Below are 15,490 nucleotides of genomic sequence, written 5' to 3'. Positions count from 1 at the left end.
TGCGGCCAAGCCCTTTCTCCCCGTCCCTATACGGGAGAAGATGCCGGCAGGCAGATGAGGGGCAGCGCTGATTTTGAACGATTTTCTCAGACTTTACTGACGACCGCCCGACCATCCCCACCAACACCAATCGCAACCCGGTCACCGGAAACAATCCCACCAATGTCGCACACCACCAGCGGCATGCTGATCGCGTAAAGAAACTCCGCCACGATGGCGCCGACCGCCAGGATCGGGTCCGGCCGTTCCATGAGAATGCCGGCCGGCGCCGTGCCCCGGCGGATCGCTTCGGCCAGGACAGACGACGAAGACGACGACCCCCGCCCGCTCGGCATGACCAGGATTTTGCCAGCGACATTCTGGCCAAGGCCCGGATGGGAATGGTCGATGATGTCGCCCGTCTCGGCATCGATGCCGCCCCAGAAGCTGAGCGGCTGCGAAAACACCAGCGCCTCGCCCTCCGCCTCCCCGGCCAGCTGGAAGCTGCCAGCTCTTTCAAAGGCATCCAGCGCTAGCATCATGATGCGCTCCGCGTGACATGCCCGACAGCCGCCGAGCGGACGCAGTCCTTCATCTCGGCAAAGGCCACGGTCACGCCGATATTGCCTGGCGCGTAGTGCGCCCATTTGCCGGAATTGGTCATCACCACGCCGTCGAGCCGTTCGAGGATCGAGGTGACATAAGTGCAGGTATCGGCAACCGGGATCAGGCCGAACGCCTCCATGCCGGCCAGCGCCCCCTCCTCCTGCAGTCGCGTCAGCGTCGCACGGCCGGTGTTGACATAGATCGGGATGCCCCTGCCTGGTGCTGCCTCGCGCAGCATCGGCAACAGGCGCATCCATTCCTCATGCGAGAAATGCGGCGTGCCCAGTGACACGGCCGAGAGCGGCGCGCCGTCCGGCACGCTCGACAGCCCCGCTAGCGCATGATCGATGTCCGCACGCGTGATGCGGATCGTCTCTTCCGGCGGATGGCCGTGGAACGCTTCATCGATTGTCCCGGCTTCCGGGGTGATGCCGACCGCATGGAACAGCGCCACCGCGCCGGTCGTTGCCGCCGCGGCACCCAGCGCCTTCAGCTGGTCTTCGTCGCGCGGCCGAGGCAGGCCTGAGATCACCGGAATACGGTCGCCGCTGGCTTGCCCGATGATCAGCCCGACACCGACGAACAGGCTGTCGCTCGGCTCCGGTTCGAAGGCCAGCTCGAACAGGACGCGGCCGCGCCGGTTTTCACTGAGATGCAGGCCCCAGGCGGGGGCGCGTCCAGTCATGGCGCAGCACAGGTCGATGAAGTCGCCGTAACGGTTGGTGCGCGCGCCGATCACCGAATTGGCAAAGACAATGGCGTTGGATTCACCCCAGGCGATCTGCTGGCCGAACGCTGGCCGGAACCGCGTCTGATAAGGCGCGCAGGTGAAGGTCGCCTGGCAGCCGAGCTCCATATGCGCCTTCATCAGCCGCCGCGCCGGCACTTCTTCCTCCGCCGGCATTTTCACCATGCCGGGATGGATGAGGTCGAACGAGCCGACATTCAGCGTCGTCGGAACCTGGACGCGACCACCGCCCTCGACCAGCCGTTCGACGAAATCGAGCCCGGCTTTGCCGTGGTAGAGGCAGCCGTCGATATGAGCGCCGGCAATGTCGAACAGGCTGCACGCCCCGACCGCATTGGAAAAGGCGACGAGGATTTTCATCGCAGCGGCGGCGGACGGGCCTTGCTCGCCGTCGAGCATGGATTGGTCGCGCGCCGTCAGTTCAAGCATCATCGTCAGCTCCCCATTGAACATTCCGAGATTGCAGTCCGCCTGGCAAGCTGGAGGATGCCTCAGACACCAGGCCTGCGGTCCCGAAGTGATCAATAAAGGCCCGGAGGAGTCCGAGGCGCGCCAATGGCTTCGGAAAATACAGAAAGAAACCGGGACGAAGCGCGCTGTATGCAGGCAGGACTTCCACAAGATCCCCTCGCCTCAGATCTTCCGCAACGCCTGCGCGTAGCGACCAGCCGATACCCAGGCCTTGTCTGGCAGCTTCCACGATAGTCCGCAGATCGTTGAGGACAAGTCGCCCGGCTACCTCAACCGAAACTTCTGCCCCCTCCATCAGAAAGCGCCACTCGGCGATCCGTCCAGAAGAAACCTGCCGATGGCGGATACAGCTGTGCGACAGCAGATCACTCGGATGTATCGGATTCCCGTGCTGCTTCACATAGTCGGGCGAGGCAACATAGGCTCCGTCCAGTGGCGGCGTCAGCCGCCGCGCGATCATGTCGTTTTGAAGGTAATCGCCTAGCCGAATTCCGGCATGAAAACCCCGGGAGACGATATCGACCAACCCCTCGTCTATCGAAAGATCCAGAACCACATCGGTGTAGGCAGCTTGGAACGCAGTCAATCGGGGCGCGATGATCAATTGCCACGCCCGGTACGGGAGAGTGATGCGCAATTGTCCCGACCGGGCCTTGCCGACTTCCCGCGCTGTGTCCAGTGCTTCTTCGATGCCGCCGATCAGATGACGCGTGCTGAGAAAGAGCGTCCGGCCGGCATCCGTCATCGTGACCGAACGAGTGCTGCGGGTAAAAAGCGCCGTGCCGAGCCGATCTTCAAAAGCCTTGAGCTGAAGCGAGACCGCAGGCGGATTTACGCCAAGCGCGCGTGCCGCCGACCGCAGCGATCCGTGCTCGGCGATGGCAAGGAAAGTCTGGAGGCCCGAGAGCTCTATCCGAGCCATTGATTAAGAAAACAAACCATATTGATAATATTATGCCGCCTAGCCGAAATTATCAACAGCTGCAAAGCTGCGGATCACCGCTGGAGGCGATCAATGACCATCCTACCGAACGAACGCGCTTTGCCGGCGACCGGCGTGATTGTCATTCTCATCACCGTGTTTGCGATGGCGTTGACCGACGCATTTGTGAAGTTCTCCAGTGCGAATCTGACGCTTTGGCAGATCTATGTCCTGCGCTCCGTCATCGCGATACCGGCCTTGCTGCTGCTCACGCGCCGCGCGGTCTGGCCATCGGCCCCCGGGTGGGTGGCGCTGCGCAGCGCCTCGCTCCTGTTGATGTATCTTGCGATCTACGCCGCCATCCCCATCCTTGATCTCTCAGTCATCGCGGCCTCGCTCTACACCGCGCCCTTGTTCATTGTGCTGCTTTCGTCGCTCGTGCTTGGCGAACCGATCGCGCGGTACCAATGGACAGGCATCGTGACGGGGCTTGTCGGTGTGCTATTGATTGTACGCCCGGCAGCTTCCGGCTTTTCACTATTACCGTTGATACCTGTTGCCGCCGCGTTCCTCTACGCGATCGCCGCGATTGTCACGCGCGCGAAATGTGTGCGGGAAACACCGATGACCATGGCCCTGTGGTTGAATGTGACCCTGCTGATCGCCGGAACCATCGCAAGCCTTGCCATTGGCTTTGCCGCGCCATTGCCCGCCTATCCCTTCCTGTTCGGCAGCTGGGCCGCCATGGGCACGCGGGAATGGCAAATCATCGCTGTTCTTGCAGCGCTGATCATCGGCGTAAGCATCGGGTTGGCCCGAGCCTACCAGTCACCGAAACCCCAGATCATCGCGACATTCGACTACGCATATCTGATCTTCGCGGCATTCTGGGGCTATGTGTTCTTTGGCGAGGTCCCAAGCCCACTTACAGTTACTGGAATGGCGCTGATCGCATTCGCCGGCGTCATGGTGCTATGCACCGCATCACCGCCAGAGAAACGGCAAGATCGGCCGGGCGACCCGGAACAATCAAATCTGTGAACGAGTGAGCGTTGCCCTACCCCGCCGCAATCAACACCGTGCTCTCCGGCGACCACCTCAGCACCACATCCTGACCTTCCGCCAGCCTGTCGGCGCCGGTATTCTGAACGATGACCTTCAGCGTCTGGCCGGCGCGCTCGACAAAATATGTGCTGTTATTTCCGGCGAAGATGCGCTTCGAAACCTGGCCCTTCAATGTGTTGGCATGGCCGTCTGAAGCCCCCGCATCAGTGGCAATCCGAATGCGCTCGGGGCGCACGGCGCAGCTGGCCTTGGCGCCGGCAGCAAGCGTCGGACCGGCGCCGGCAGCAATTGCCGTGCCGTCCGGCAGGCGGATGCCATTGCCTGTCGAGTCGCCGCGAAAGATGTTGGCGTCGCCGAGAAAGGTGGCGGCGAATTCGCTTTGCGGCCGGTCGTAGATTTCTTCCGGCGGTCCCTCCTGCACCAGCCTGCCGTCGCGCAATATGCCGATGCGGTCGCTCATCGTCAGCGCTTCTTCCTGGTCGTGGGTGACGAAGATGGTGGTGATGCCGATCTCGCGCTGGATGCGCTTCAGCTCAATCTGCATGTCGACGCGCAGTGCCTTGTCGAGCGCGCCGAGCGGCTCGTCGAGCAGCAGCACGCGCGGCTTGGTGACGATCGCGCGGGCCAGTGCCACCCGCTGGCGCTGACCGCCGGAGAGCTGATGCGGGCGACGGCCGCCGAGCTTGCCGAGTTGCACGAGATCGAGCGCACGCTGCACTTCCGTCGCAATCACTGCCTTGGCCTCGCCGCGCACCGACAGGCCGAAGGCGACATTGTCGGCAACGCTCATATTGGGAAACAGCGCATAGTTCTGGAACACCATGCCGATGCGCCGCTTTTCGACCGGCACCCGCTCGACGCTCTCGCCGCCAATGGCGATGCGGCCGGAGTCAGGAAAGTCGAAGCCGGCGATCTGCCTGAGCAGTGTGGTCTTGCCGCTGCCGGACGGCCCGAGCAGCGCATAGAAGCCGCCATCGGCGAAATCGATGGAGACGTCGTCCAGCGCCTTGTGCGCGCCAAAGCTGCGGGAGACGTTCGATACCTGCACGCCGGCCATTATTTCTCTCCGCCGAATTTGAAGAACCGCGCCGTGAGCAGCATGAGCGCCATCGACACGACAATGATGATCGTCGAGACCGCGTTGATCTCGGGCGTGAACCCCTTGCGGATCGCGGCGTAGATTTCGACCGGCAGCGTCGTCTGGCCGGGCGTCGACAGGAAGTAGGACACGACGAACTGGTCGAACGACACAGCGAAGGCGAACAACCCGCCGGCGATGACGCCGGGCATGATCCAGGGTAGCGTCACCCGCATCGTGACCTGCCACTGGTTGGCGCCGAGCGAGCGCGCCGCCTCTTCCAGCTCCGGCGCAAAAGTCTGCAGCCGCGCCGAGACCACGACGATGACATAGGGCAGCGCCAGCGCGACATGGCCGAGCAGGATGGCGAACAGGCCGCGCCCAATGCCGACACCGTAGAAGAAAATCAGCATCGCCGTGCCGGTGATCAGCCACGGAATGGCGATCGGCGGGAACAGCAGCGCCTGCAGGATCTTCTTGCCACGAAACTCATAGCGGTAGAGCGCCAGCGACGCCGCCGATCCCAGCACCGTGCAGATGATGGTGGTGATGACGGCGATCTCGATGCTGTTCCGGGTCGCCGATATAAGTTGATCGTTCTGCCACAGCGACGTGTACCACTCCGTCGTCCATTCGAACGGCAGCTGGTAGAAGGGCGAGACGTTGAACGACATCAGCGCCATGATGATGATCGGCAGATAGAGGAAGCCAAGCAGCAGCCAGATGTAGAGGCGTCCCAGCCATTCGAGGATGCGGGTCGTCATCATCACGCAGCCCTCCGCAACACCGGCGAGGCGACCGCCAGGATGACCAGCACGACGGCCAGCAGGATGAAGGAGAGTGCGGCGCCCAGCGGCCAGTTGAACACGGCGACGAACTGGTCCTCGATGACCGTGCCGTAGAAGGTGCCGGTGCGTCCGCCGAGGATGCGCGGCTCCATGAACGAGCCGACGACAGGAACGAAGATGAGTGCTGCGCCCGCAACCAGCCCCGGCATGGACAGCGGGATGATCACCCGCTTCAGCACCTGCAGCCGCGAGGCGCCGAGCGAGCGGCCCGCCTCGATCAGCGAGTCATCGATCGCCTGCAGCGTGAGGTAGCAGGTCAGCACCATGTAGGGCACGTAGGAATGTACCAGCCCGATGATGACAGCTGGGTAGGAATACATCAGGTCGATGTTGATCTTGAACGGCAAAACCGCGTTGAGCGCCGTATCCAGAATGCCGCCTTCGCGCAGCACCATCGCCCAGGAGAAGATACGCACCAGACCGTTCGACCAGAACGGCAGGATGACGAGCAGGAAGATCGCCTCGCGGCTGCGTCCCTTCAGCACCTTGGCCAGCACGTAGGCCGCCGGATAGCCGATGACGATGCACCACAACGTCACCTCGAGGCCGAGCCGGAGCGATGCCAGCAGCAGCTTGAGATAGAGGCTTTGCGAGAAGAAGGCGGCATAGTTGCCGAGCGTGAAGGCCCACGGCTTTCCCGACAGCGGCAGGTCGGTCATGAAGGAGAAGAAGACCATGGCGGACAGCGGCAGGAAGATCGCCACCGTCAGCCAGAGATAGGCTGGCGCCAGCAACGGCAACGCCTTGCTCAGTCCGCCACGCGACGCGGTCGCACCCTCTGCCATGATACCCTCCTCCCCAGGATTGAAGAACCAGCCGGCGCGAACCGCCGGCTGGTTCGGACGTGCGTCTTACTTCACGTCGACCTTCAGCTGCTGCCAGAGCGCCAGATAGGCTTCGCGCTGGGCGTCGGTGATCGGCGCCTGGAACTGGATGCGCTTGGCCACCGCCGGATCACCCATCACCTTGCGGTTGAAGGAGTCCTCGGGCAGCGCTTCCACCGCCTTGGTGTTGGCCGAAACCGGAGCACCGACCTTGGTGACCCATTCGACATAGAACTTCGGGTCGATCATGTAGTTGATGAAGGCTTGTGCGCCTGCGACGTTCTTGGAACCGACCGGAATGGAGAAGGCATCGAGCCAGGCGACGGCGCCTTCCTGCGGAATGACCAGCGAGACCGGCAGCTTGAAATGCGTCTTGGCGCGGTCGGCCGAGCCGCTCCAGTAGGTGCCGATGTCGATCTGGTTGGAGGCGACCATCTGGTTCCAGTCGTTCTCCGAGCTCCAGAAGGTCTTGATCTGCGGCATCAGTGACGTCAGCTTCGCCTTGACGGCACCCATGTCCTTGATGTCGTTGATGTTCTGGCCGGTGGCGATGGCGCCGAACTGCACCGCCTCGACAGCGTCGTCGCGAATGACCACGCGGCCCTTGTGCGCGGGATCCCACATTTCGGCAATGCTCGTCGGCGGCTTGTCGAAGGACTTCTCGTTGATGGCCAGCGCGGTCAGGCCCCAGACCCACGGCACGCCATAGACCTTGCCGTCATGGTCGAGCATCGGCGAGCCCGCCTTGTCCTTGCTGATATCGGCGTAGTTCGGCAGCTTGGAGGTATCGATCGGCTGGATCAGCTTTTCCGACATCGCCTGGTCGTTGAAGGCTGCGTTGATCATGACGACGTCGTAGAGGCCGGGATTGGTCCGGAGCTTGGTCAGCATTTCCTGTTCGGAATTGAAGAAGTCGTTGACCACCTTGTTGCCGGTGGCCTTTTCGAAGGCGGCGATGGCCCAGGGTTCGTCGGCGCCATAACCCTTCCAGTTGAGCACATGCACTTCATCGGCCTGGGCGGCAAAGGCCAGTGCGGAGGTGAAGACGGCGGTTGCCGTCAACAGGGCAGTCAGATTGGGCATGCGCATGGTTCGTTCCTCTCTTTGGTTCGCCCGGTTCCCGGGCTTGTCAGGCTGTAAGATGGGCCTCTTGGTTCCGGCCTCCGCTGGCTGCGGCATGGCTCAGGAATGTCTGGATTTCGGCGTCGGTCGGCGCGGATGAGCCACCATGGCGGGTGACCGAAAGCGCCGCCGCGGCATTGGCGTGACGAGCCGCCTCGAAAGGCCGCACGCCGCGCGAAAGCGCGCTGACGAAGGCGCCGATATGCGTATCGCCGGCGCCGTTGGTATCGACGGCCGCGACCTTGAAGCCCGGAATGGTCCGGGCGCTGCCATCGGCCAGCCGCACATGGCAACCCTTGGCGCCAGCGCGGATGACGACGCCATCGGCCTTCGGGCAATGTTCAGCCAGAAGCCGTGCCGCGAGCACCTCGACATCGCCCGGACCGGCAATGTCGGCGGCTTCCGTCGTGTTGCAACTCAGCCAGGTGGTGCGGGCAAGCACCCGCGACAGGACGGGACGCGGAATGTCTGAAATGACCGGCGTCGGATCGAAGACGAAAGGTGTTTGCTCCGGCAGTGCCTCGATCCAGTCGGTGAGCGCGTCACGGCTGCCCGGATAGCTCAGCGTATAGCCGGAGGCGAACACCCAGTCCCCCTGCGTTACCGATACAGGCGCCATCATCTCCAGGCTCAGTACGCTCTCGGCACCGGGCCACGACACGAAGGTGCGTTCCGCGTCACCGGAAATCATGGCGACACAATTGCCGCTGTCCATCACAGGCGATGGCGGCGTCAGCGTCTCGATGCCTTCGGCGGCGAAGGCCGCGCGCAGGAAGTCGCCATTCGGGCCGCTGCCGAGCTGGCCGCCGAACACCACTTTCATGCCAGTGCGGGTGGCCGCGACCATCATGTTGAAGCCGCCGCCGGCAACCTGGGCATAGCTCGACGCCGTCTTCTCCATGCCAGGCGCCGGCAAGGCGTCGATGCGGTAGACATAGTCGACCACCGCGCTGCCGATGTGGACGAGACGCCCGCTCATGCCGCCGCGTCCTTGCCGGAACCGGCTTTCGCCAGCCGCGCGGCCACGAGGTCGCCGGCAAGCGCGCGGACTTCGGCAATGTCGATGCCGACAAGCCTGGCAATGTGCTGCTGCGGCAGTTTCGAAAAGCCGGTGCAGGCGCCGGCCATGCCGGCGGCGATGGCGCCGATCGTGTCGGTATCGCCGCCGAGATTGGCGCTGATGACGGCGGCTTGCCAGGGATCGCCCTCGGCGACCTCCAGCACGGCGAAGGCCGCGGGCACCGATTCCTGGCTCGCGACGCCGGTGCCGACCAGATCGGTGATCAGGCGGATCGCCTCTTTCATGCCCTTGCCGCGCACTAGCGCCTGCGCCCAGCCGATGCGCGCGGCGATATCACCGCCGGTGACCCAGTTGCCAAGCGCTGTCCCGAGTTCGGCCGCCGCGATCGCCTGCTGGCAAGCAGCCCGCCAGTCCGAACCGGCGACGCCGCTGCTTATGGCGGCGGCAACGGCACTTGCGGAGGCAATCGCGATCGAGGTGTTGTGCGTGGCGCGGCAGGTTTCCGCCACCTTGGCGACCAGAGCGTCGAGCGGCGCCAGCGGCATCATGATGCCGACCGGCGCGATGCGCATGGCCGCGCCGTTGGTGTCGCCACTGCGCCCGGCTTCCTCGGCCGGCGTGCCGTTGTTGATGGCGTCGATGGCGCGCTTGGTCGACGGACCCAGAAGATCGTAGCTGCCGCGCGCCTTGACCTCGCGCTCCCAGTCGAGCAGTGCGTTGACCCAGCGCGTGTGGTCGAAGCGCTCGCCGGATTCAATCAGGATGCGGCCAAGCAGCAAGGCCTGCTCCGTATCGTCGGTGATGGTGCCGGCCACCAGCCCCTTCGACACCGGATGGTCGGCGAAGGGCGCGACGAAATCCTCGACATGGCCGTAAACAGCCGCGATACGGGCCGGCGACAGAAGCTGCGTCGGCATGCCCAGCGCATCGCCGAGCGCCCCGCCGATCAATGCGCCCATGGCGCGGTCGAGCGTATCCGTGGCTTTGTTCGACATCGCTCAGAACCTCATATGCAGCGCGAAATGCGCGGGGTTGAGCAAGCTGGTGACATATTCGATCGGCCGGTCGTCGGCGGCGCGGGTCAACCGGCGTCCACGCAGGAACGGCGTGCCCTGCGGGCAACCGAGGATGGCGGCGTCGTCGGCATTCAGCATCTCGATCTCGATCCATTCCTCGCCGTGATCGGGCACCAGCCCGGCGGCGCGCAGCGTCTGGTGCAGCGATCCCTCGCGCAGGCCGCGCAGCGGCACGTCTTCGAGTTCCGGCGACAGCGGCAGGCGGCTGCGCTCGATGGAGATCGCGTGGCCATCGCTGGCATTGGTACGCACCCGGTCGACGGCGATGAAGAACGGGCTTTCTATGCCAAGCAGCGCGGCAAGATCGGCGTCCTCGATCACCTCCAGCCGCAGCGTGCGGGTCTCGGCATTGGCGCCGGCATTGGCCAGAGCTCGCGACCAGCCGATCGAGTCGTCGACCGGCTTGCCGTCAAAGGTGACGAAGGAACCGATGCCGACCTTGGTGGTGATCAGTCCGCGGCTGGACAGCTCTTCCAGGCCTTTGCGGACGGTGTTGCGGCTGACGGAAAAGCGCTGGACGAGCTCGTTCTCGCTCTGCAGGCGGTCACCGAAGCCCAGGACGCCGGAGCGTATCTCATGCTCCAGAACGGTGGCGATCTGCTCGGGCTTGCCCGTGCCGGGAGACAATTGAACCGCGCCGCGCTTCATATGGGTACCTGTTCAGTAAACCTGTGCAGTCCTGTTCAATAAAGAGGCAAAAATGCGTTGTCAATGGTGGCGCGAGGTCACGACTGCCCCCTCAGCTAGCGACGACATGCAGGAAATTACGGGTGGAATGCGAAACGCTGGCGGCCTTTACCGGTTCGGAATCTTGCCCGGCTCGACCAATATATCCGCCTCGATGGCCGCGTTGATGAAGGCCGCCCGCGCCACCCAGGCTTCCCGCGTGCCTTCCAGCACGGCCAGGCATGCCTTGCGGGCCACCATGTGCCGCTGTCCGGTCACCACGGGCCAGCGGTTGATCAGGATATCGGCGGCCTGAGCCACCCGCTCCACATTGAAAATCGTGTTTCCGGATCGGCCAAGCGCCACCTTGACCGGCTCATCGAAACGCTGATCTTGCACCACAGCCCATCTCCCCGAAGTCGACGTCTCGATTCGCGGCCTTCAATTCCCGATGATGTGATAGGTTCCGTGCGGAAGGTGCAAGATGTCCGAGTCCAATAGCCAGTCCAATAGCCAGAAAAATCCGAAACTGATCGTCGTGATCGCGTTCGATCGCGGCGACGACGGGGAACTGTTCCCCGCCTTTGGGCCCGCCGACCAGCAGAGCGAGGATCGCGCCATCCGCACCGCCAAGGCCTTGGCGGCAAAACATGCAGGTGTCATCGCCTGGAGCCGCGATGCCGATCCTTCACTTGGCGAATACGGTCCGCCAAGAACACTCTTCGTCAGCGGCGACGTACCCGACATGGAGTGACGCTACGGGCGGGTGCGCCGGCGCAATATCCTCTCTGGTTGGATGATGGACTCTGGTTCCGCGGCCTTCGTGGCCAGGCGCAGCTGCCGTAGCCTTTCCGTCTTGGCCGCGCGAGACGCCGCCTCAAGCTGAATTGCCTGTCGCGCCTCCCGGTCGGTGCGCTGGAATTTTGTCTGACGTTCGCTTTCCGTGCTCATACAAACACAACGATATTGTCACCCAGATCGTTCCGACATCTGCATCCAGGCCCCGATCGAATTAAAACGAAATACTAATCCGGACTTCTGAGGCGGAACTGTTTTCCATTCGGCCCGTTGTGCTTAGGGTCGTTTGTTCCAATGACCTCCAAAGAGAGGAATACTCAGATGAACTTCAAGATGCTCACGATGGGCGCGATGGCGCTTGCAATGATGACTGGCTCAGCGCTTGCCGCCGCCGGCGGCAATACGTCAGCCCTCGACAATCCAGAAAAGATGGCTCCCTTCTACACGGATTCCGGCATGAAGACGATGCGGTCCGACAAGGAATTCAAGGCTGCCTGGATGGCGATGAAAGAAGAAGACCGTGCCTCGATGCTGAAGGACTGCGGCGACAACGTCATCGGCAAGTCGCATGACAATTTCTGCGCCAAGACCAAGCAGCTCGGCGGCGCCAACTAAGCACCTCCATTCTGGCAGCATGCCGGGAACAGAATAAGGAAAAGGCGGGCCTGGTGCCCGCCTTTTTCCTTTAGGCGACCCAACCCTGCAGCGGTTGCGTGCCGGCGTCGCCAGCCGAAACTAATCCGACGAGCCGCCGGCAGCCCCATCGCCATTTCCCGCGCCGGGCAGAATTCCAAAATCCTGGGACTTGATCCCCTGCTCCGCCGTCAGGAAGCCGTCCGAAGCAAGACCGCGCCGCAGCAATTCCCGCACAGCCGCCGAGCGGCTGGGCATACGCTTTTCGAACCGCCAGTTCTCAAGCGCGGCGAGTTCGTCGGCATTCAACATGATCTGCAATCGTTCCGGACGTTCAAGTTCGGCCATCTGCGCCTCCAGCCGCTAAAGACCAAAAGTACGGTGAGTTAGTATGTGTCTCACTAGGAGTAAAATTAGGGTAGCGCTCAAACGACGTCAAGACCCGCTGATGTGCAGCTGACGCAGGACACCAATGATGATCAAAGACCGCCGGATGCACAACTGGCGCATTATGCTAACTAATTGATTTACTTGTCATTTTTTGAAATATCGCTTGCATGATGCAAGGCATCGGCGCATTGTGGATATCGGCGGAAGAACGTTCCCGAAAGGAAGGTTTCCCATGCGATTCGAATATTCCACCCAACTGCGCGAAGACGTCAATTCCAGGGTTCAGGCCGCGCTGCATGCCAAGGGCATCGTCAACATCAGCGTTGTCGCTGAAGAGGTGCGGCTGCAAAATCTCGCCGAAAATGTCGCGCTCGAAGATATCGAGTATCTGGTGATGCACGCCGCTCAACTTTTCGGCGCAGCCATCGAATTCGACGGCGTGGCCGGTCTCGACATGACAAGTTTCGAGATCGACCTCCCCTTGCGAGCCGGCCCCCTCCCATCGGAAAATGGCCATCTTGCCGTCGAGGATGGCTCTGGCATGGCGGCGATCTCTCCCGACCGCCGCTTGCCTCACTAGCGCTCTCAGGGCCGATTGCTCGGCCCGATGACGCGTTGTTGCGATGAGCAACAGCGTTGAAATTGCCTTCGAAGATCTGCGTCGAGCGATCTCGTGCAGTGCGCCCGAAAGCAGCAGGCGGCCCTGAACCCGACGCGCGGGTTGGTCTTTCGCGTCCGCCCCAGCATAGCCTGTTGCCAGCGCAAAAGAATCGCCTGACGTGGAACCGAACGCCTCGCCGGATGTTGGGCGATCGGGGTGGTCAGTCGTGACATTTTCCGTAAGTGGTTTGAAGAGCAGGCTCGGGTACTTTCGCGTTCAGTCTAGCGGTCCAGCCGCTGGAGCTGGCTTGATTCATTCGATCCTGTTCGACAGGCGCCCCGCAATTCTCTCCAGATGGCCAGACGAGACCCTATGCTAGCAGAACAGCCGATCCAAACCGACGACCTTGCTTTCCTGGCTGGCGGTGGCGATCTGGGGTGTCTTGTCGCGACCTTCGATTGGGCGCAGACATCGATCGGACCGATCTCGACCTGGCCGCAAAGCCTCAAGACCTCCGTATCCCTGATCCTGCGCTCGCAGGTGCCGATCGTCATGTTGTGGGGCGAGGACGGCGTCATGATCTACAATGACGCCTATTCCGTATTCGCCGGCGGCCGCCACCCGCAACTGCTCGGTTCGAAAGTCCGCGAAGGCTGGCCCGAGGTTGCCGACTTCAACGACAATGTAATGAAGGTCGTTCTGGCCGGTGGCACGCTGGCCTATCGCGATCAGGAACTGACACTGAACCGGTCGGGAAAGCCGGAACAGGTCTGGATGAATCTCGACTATTCTCCCATCCTCGACGAGCGCGGCCGGCCTGCCGGTGTCATCGCGATCGTAGTCGAGACGACGGAGAAGGTCGCCGCCGAACGCTGGCAGAAGAGTGAGCGCGAGCGGCAGCGCCAGATGTTCGAACAGGCTCCGGGCTTCATGGCCATGATGTCCGGCCCTGACCACGTCTTCGAACTCACCAATGCCGCCTACATGCAATTGGTCGGCCACCGCGACGTCATCGGCATGCCGGTTCGCGAAGCCCTGCCGGAAGTGGCGGGCCAAGGCTTCTTCGAACTGCTCGACCAGGTCTTCACCAGCGGCGAGGCCTTTGTCGGATATGCCCTGAAAGCGGAACTGCAGCGCACGCCCGGCGCGCCGAAGGAAGAGCGTTTCATCGACCTCGTCTACCAGCCCGTTCGCAATCCCGGCGGCGACATCATCGGCATTTTCGTCCAGGGCGTCGACGTCACGGATCGCCTGATTGCCGAAAGCGCGTTGCGCCGGAGCGAGGCCCAGTTCCGTACATTCGCCGAGGCGATGCCGAACCATGTCTGGACCGCATCGCCGCGGGGCATGCTGGATTGGTTCAATCCGCGCGTCTATGAATACTCAGGCGCAGCGCCCGGCGAACTCGATGGCCAGGCATGGGCCGTCATCGTGCACCCCGACGACATCGGTTCGGCCGCCGAGAAATGGGCTGACGCCCTGTCTTCCGGCCTATCCTACGAGACCGAGTTCCGGCTGCGACGGCATGACGGCGCCTATCGCTGGCACATTGCCCGCGCTGTCCCGATCCACGATGCCGGCGGCAAGATCCTGCAATGGATCGGCACCAACACCGATATCGACGACCAGAAGCAAGTGGCGCAAGCACTGCACGAAAGCGAGCGCCGGTTGCAACTGTCGCAGAACGCGGCCGGCATCGCCGCGCTCGAACTCGATATCGCCACCGGAACCGTGGTGGGCTCCGAGGGGTTCTGGGACCTCTGGGGACTGTCGCCGCGCGACAGCGTCCACATCAGCGTGCTGGAAAACATCGTGCTGCCCGAGGACAAGGATGTCCGCTCCACCGCCGAGACCCGCAAACAGGGTTCGGCGGTGCCGAATGTCGAATACCGCATCCGGCGGCCCGACAATGGCGAACTGCGCTGGCTCTCCCGCCACATCGACTTCGTCCACGACGAAACCGGCAAGCCCATCAAGATGTTCGGCGTCATGCAGGATATCACCGACCGGCGCGAGGCACAGGCAAGGCAGGAACTGCTCACGCATGAACTCGAGCACCGGATCAAGAACATCCTGGCCATGGTCGCGGCCATCGCCTCGCAAACCCTGCGCAACACCGACATCGCGACGGCAAGCGCCACCTTCAACGAACGTCTGCGCGCGCTCGCCAATGCGCACGACATCCTGAACAAGACCCGCTGGACCAGCGCCTCGATGCGCCAGGTCATCGACAACACCATCGCCGCCTTCCCCGTCGCGCAGATCTCGGTTTCCGGGCCGGCGCTGCCGATCAATCCAAAGATGGCGCTGACGCTGGCGCTGGCCGTCAACGAGCTGGGCACCAACGCGCTGAAATACGGCGCACTGTCGACACCGGATGGAACGGTGACAATCGAATGGGCGCTCGTGCCGTCAGCCGAAGGCGCCGCGACGCTGGTCTGGCGTTGGCGCGAGGCCGGCGGCCCGCCTGTCACCTCGCCAACCCGCAAGGGGTTCGGCCGCTTCCTGATCGAACGCGTCTTCGGCACGGATTTCGGCGGATCGGTTCGGATCGACTACCACCCGGATGGAGTCGAGTGTGTGTTGACCGCTCCACAACCACAGTTGCCAACATCGGTTTACTGACTACATAGAGTTCATGC

At 62.8% G+C, this 15,490-nt stretch carries 17 protein-coding genes; 5 read left to right on the top strand and 12 right to left on the bottom strand.

From position 1 onward, the window contains the following. Positions 1–86: 86 nt before the first annotated feature. From ABVQ20_RS02950 to ABVQ20_RS02940, 3 genes are read right to left on the bottom strand one after another with little or no spacing between them, the layout of a single operon-like run. Positions 87–521 carry an aconitase X swivel domain-containing protein gene (locus ABVQ20_RS02950; protein WP_354457998.1) on the bottom strand — a complete coding sequence of 145 codons (435 nt, stop codon included), beginning with the start codon at positions 519–521 and terminating at the stop codon, positions 87–89. Then, positions 518–1,765: an aconitase X gene (locus ABVQ20_RS02945; RefSeq protein ID WP_354457997.1), complete on the bottom strand. Its 1,248-nt coding sequence runs from the start codon at positions 1,763–1,765 to the stop codon at positions 518–520. Before ABVQ20_RS02945 ends, ABVQ20_RS02950 begins: the two co-directional genes overlap by 4 nt. Beyond that, complete coding sequence (locus ABVQ20_RS02940) at positions 1,755–2,726, bottom strand: LysR family transcriptional regulator (protein WP_354457996.1); 972 nt, start codon at positions 2,724–2,726, stop codon at positions 1,755–1,757. The genes ABVQ20_RS02945 and ABVQ20_RS02940 overlap by 11 nt, the downstream gene beginning before the upstream one ends. 93 nt (positions 2,727–2,819) lie before the next feature. Between ABVQ20_RS02940 and ABVQ20_RS02935 the strand changes: the two genes are divergently transcribed. Beyond that, on the top strand, positions 2,820–3,767 hold the full coding sequence (locus ABVQ20_RS02935) for a DMT family transporter (RefSeq protein WP_354457995.1): 948 nt from the start codon (positions 2,820–2,822) through the stop codon (positions 3,765–3,767). A 16-nt stretch (positions 3,768–3,783) separates the two neighbouring features. Here ABVQ20_RS02935 and ABVQ20_RS02930 read toward each other — a convergent pair whose 3' ends face one another. From ABVQ20_RS02930 to ABVQ20_RS02895, 8 genes are all read right to left on the bottom strand, one after another. Continuing rightward, positions 3,784–4,848 (bottom strand): ABC transporter ATP-binding protein, encoded by a 1,065-nt coding sequence (locus ABVQ20_RS02930; RefSeq protein ID WP_354457994.1) that lies wholly within the window; start codon positions 4,846–4,848, stop codon positions 3,784–3,786. Further along, positions 4,848–5,636 (bottom strand): ABC transporter permease, encoded by a 789-nt coding sequence (locus tag ABVQ20_RS02925; protein WP_354457993.1) that lies wholly within the window; start codon positions 5,634–5,636, stop codon positions 4,848–4,850. The genes ABVQ20_RS02930 and ABVQ20_RS02925 overlap by 1 nt, the downstream gene beginning before the upstream one ends. Beyond that, a complete protein-coding gene (locus tag ABVQ20_RS02920) occupies positions 5,636–6,505 on the bottom strand; it encodes an ABC transporter permease (RefSeq protein ID WP_354462107.1) in 870 nt (289 codons plus the stop codon). Before ABVQ20_RS02920 ends, ABVQ20_RS02925 begins: the two co-directional genes overlap by 1 nt. 63 nt (positions 6,506–6,568) lie before the next feature. Continuing rightward, complete coding sequence (locus ABVQ20_RS02915; RefSeq protein ID WP_354457992.1) at positions 6,569–7,630, bottom strand: ABC transporter substrate-binding protein; 1,062 nt, start codon at positions 7,628–7,630, stop codon at positions 6,569–6,571. 40 nt (positions 7,631–7,670) lie between these two features. Then, positions 7,671–8,642 carry a PfkB family carbohydrate kinase gene (locus tag ABVQ20_RS02910; RefSeq protein ID WP_354457991.1) on the bottom strand — a complete coding sequence of 324 codons (972 nt, stop codon included), beginning with the start codon at positions 8,640–8,642 and terminating at the stop codon, positions 7,671–7,673. Continuing rightward, a complete protein-coding gene (locus ABVQ20_RS02905) occupies positions 8,639–9,679 on the bottom strand; it encodes an ADP-ribosylglycohydrolase family protein (RefSeq protein WP_354457990.1) in 1,041 nt (346 codons plus the stop codon). Before ABVQ20_RS02905 ends, ABVQ20_RS02910 begins: the two co-directional genes overlap by 4 nt. A gap of 3 nt (positions 9,680–9,682) precedes the next feature. Continuing rightward, positions 9,683–10,408: a GntR family transcriptional regulator gene (locus tag ABVQ20_RS02900; protein ID WP_354457989.1), complete on the bottom strand. Its 726-nt coding sequence runs from the start codon at positions 10,406–10,408 to the stop codon at positions 9,683–9,685. 147 nt (positions 10,409–10,555) lie between these two features. Next, on the bottom strand, positions 10,556–10,825 hold the full coding sequence (locus ABVQ20_RS02895; RefSeq protein WP_354457988.1) for a DUF982 domain-containing protein: 270 nt from the start codon (positions 10,823–10,825) through the stop codon (positions 10,556–10,558). Between the two features lie 85 nt (positions 10,826–10,910). On the opposite strand from ABVQ20_RS02895, the gene ABVQ20_RS02890 reads away from it, so the two are divergent. Then, positions 10,911–11,180 (top strand): hypothetical protein, encoded by a 270-nt coding sequence (locus ABVQ20_RS02890; RefSeq protein WP_354457987.1) that lies wholly within the window; start codon positions 10,911–10,913, stop codon positions 11,178–11,180. Positions 11,181–11,545: 365 nt separating this feature from the next. Then, on the top strand, positions 11,546–11,839 hold the full coding sequence (locus ABVQ20_RS02885; protein WP_354457986.1) for a hypothetical protein: 294 nt from the start codon (positions 11,546–11,548) through the stop codon (positions 11,837–11,839). Positions 11,840–11,959: 120 nt separating this feature from the next. On the opposite strand, the gene ABVQ20_RS02880 is transcribed toward ABVQ20_RS02885, so the two are convergent. Continuing rightward, a complete protein-coding gene (locus ABVQ20_RS02880; protein WP_354457985.1) occupies positions 11,960–12,205 on the bottom strand; it encodes a hypothetical protein in 246 nt (81 codons plus the stop codon). Positions 12,206–12,479: 274 nt separating this feature from the next. On the opposite strand from ABVQ20_RS02880, the gene ABVQ20_RS02875 reads away from it, so the two are divergent. Together ABVQ20_RS02875 and ABVQ20_RS02870 are read left to right on the top strand one after the other, a co-directional pair. Beyond that, positions 12,480–12,827, top strand: coding sequence for a hypothetical protein (locus ABVQ20_RS02875; RefSeq protein WP_354457984.1), 348 nt, complete (start codon positions 12,480–12,482; stop codon positions 12,825–12,827). Between the two features lie 393 nt (positions 12,828–13,220). Then, complete coding sequence (locus tag ABVQ20_RS02870; RefSeq protein ID WP_354457983.1) at positions 13,221–15,473, top strand: PAS domain-containing sensor histidine kinase; 2,253 nt, start codon at positions 13,221–13,223, stop codon at positions 15,471–15,473. Positions 15,474–15,490 lie beyond the last annotated feature (17 nt).

The organism is Mesorhizobium shangrilense (genome assembly GCF_040537815.1).
Classification (GTDB): Bacteria; Pseudomonadota; Alphaproteobacteria; order Rhizobiales; family Rhizobiaceae; genus Mesorhizobium; species Mesorhizobium shangrilense.
Note: the sequence above shows the minus strand (reverse complement) of the source record. Positions and strands in the feature narration are given on the sequence as shown.

Excerpts from the sequence above, each read along its gene's own strand:
- ABVQ20_RS02950 (WP_354457998.1), bottom strand. The coding sequence starts at position 521 with ATGATGCTAGCGCTGGATGCCTTTGAAAGAGCTGGCAGCTTCCAGCTG.
- ABVQ20_RS02945 (WP_354457997.1), bottom strand. The coding sequence starts at position 1,765 with ATGATGCTTGAACTGACGGCGCGCGACCAATCCATGCTCGACGGCGAG.
- ABVQ20_RS02940 (WP_354457996.1), bottom strand. The coding sequence starts at position 2,726 with ATGGCTCGGATAGAGCTCTCGGGCCTCCAGACTTTCCTTGCCATCGCC.
- ABVQ20_RS02935 (WP_354457995.1), top strand. The coding sequence starts at position 2,820 with ATGACCATCCTACCGAACGAACGCGCTTTGCCGGCGACCGGCGTGATT.
- ABVQ20_RS02930 (WP_354457994.1), bottom strand. The coding sequence starts at position 4,848 with ATGGCCGGCGTGCAGGTATCGAACGTCTCCCGCAGCTTTGGCGCGCAC.
- ABVQ20_RS02925 (WP_354457993.1), bottom strand. The coding sequence starts at position 5,636 with ATGATGACGACCCGCATCCTCGAATGGCTGGGACGCCTCTACATCTGG.
- ABVQ20_RS02915 (WP_354457992.1), bottom strand. The coding sequence starts at position 7,630 with ATGCGCATGCCCAATCTGACTGCCCTGTTGACGGCAACCGCCGTCTTC.
- ABVQ20_RS02910 (WP_354457991.1), bottom strand. The coding sequence starts at position 8,642 with ATGAGCGGGCGTCTCGTCCACATCGGCAGCGCGGTGGTCGACTATGTC.
- ABVQ20_RS02905 (WP_354457990.1), bottom strand. The coding sequence starts at position 9,679 with ATGTCGAACAAAGCCACGGATACGCTCGACCGCGCCATGGGCGCATTG.
- ABVQ20_RS02900 (WP_354457989.1), bottom strand. The coding sequence starts at position 10,408 with ATGAAGCGCGGCGCGGTTCAATTGTCTCCCGGCACGGGCAAGCCCGAG.
- ABVQ20_RS02890 (WP_354457987.1), top strand. The coding sequence starts at position 10,911 with ATGTCCGAGTCCAATAGCCAGTCCAATAGCCAGAAAAATCCGAAACTG.
- ABVQ20_RS02885 (WP_354457986.1), top strand. The coding sequence starts at position 11,546 with ATGAACTTCAAGATGCTCACGATGGGCGCGATGGCGCTTGCAATGATG.
- ABVQ20_RS02880 (WP_354457985.1), bottom strand. The coding sequence starts at position 12,205 with ATGGCCGAACTTGAACGTCCGGAACGATTGCAGATCATGTTGAATGCC.
- ABVQ20_RS02875 (WP_354457984.1), top strand. The coding sequence starts at position 12,480 with ATGCGATTCGAATATTCCACCCAACTGCGCGAAGACGTCAATTCCAGG.
- ABVQ20_RS02870 (WP_354457983.1), top strand. The coding sequence starts at position 13,221 with ATGCTAGCAGAACAGCCGATCCAAACCGACGACCTTGCTTTCCTGGCT.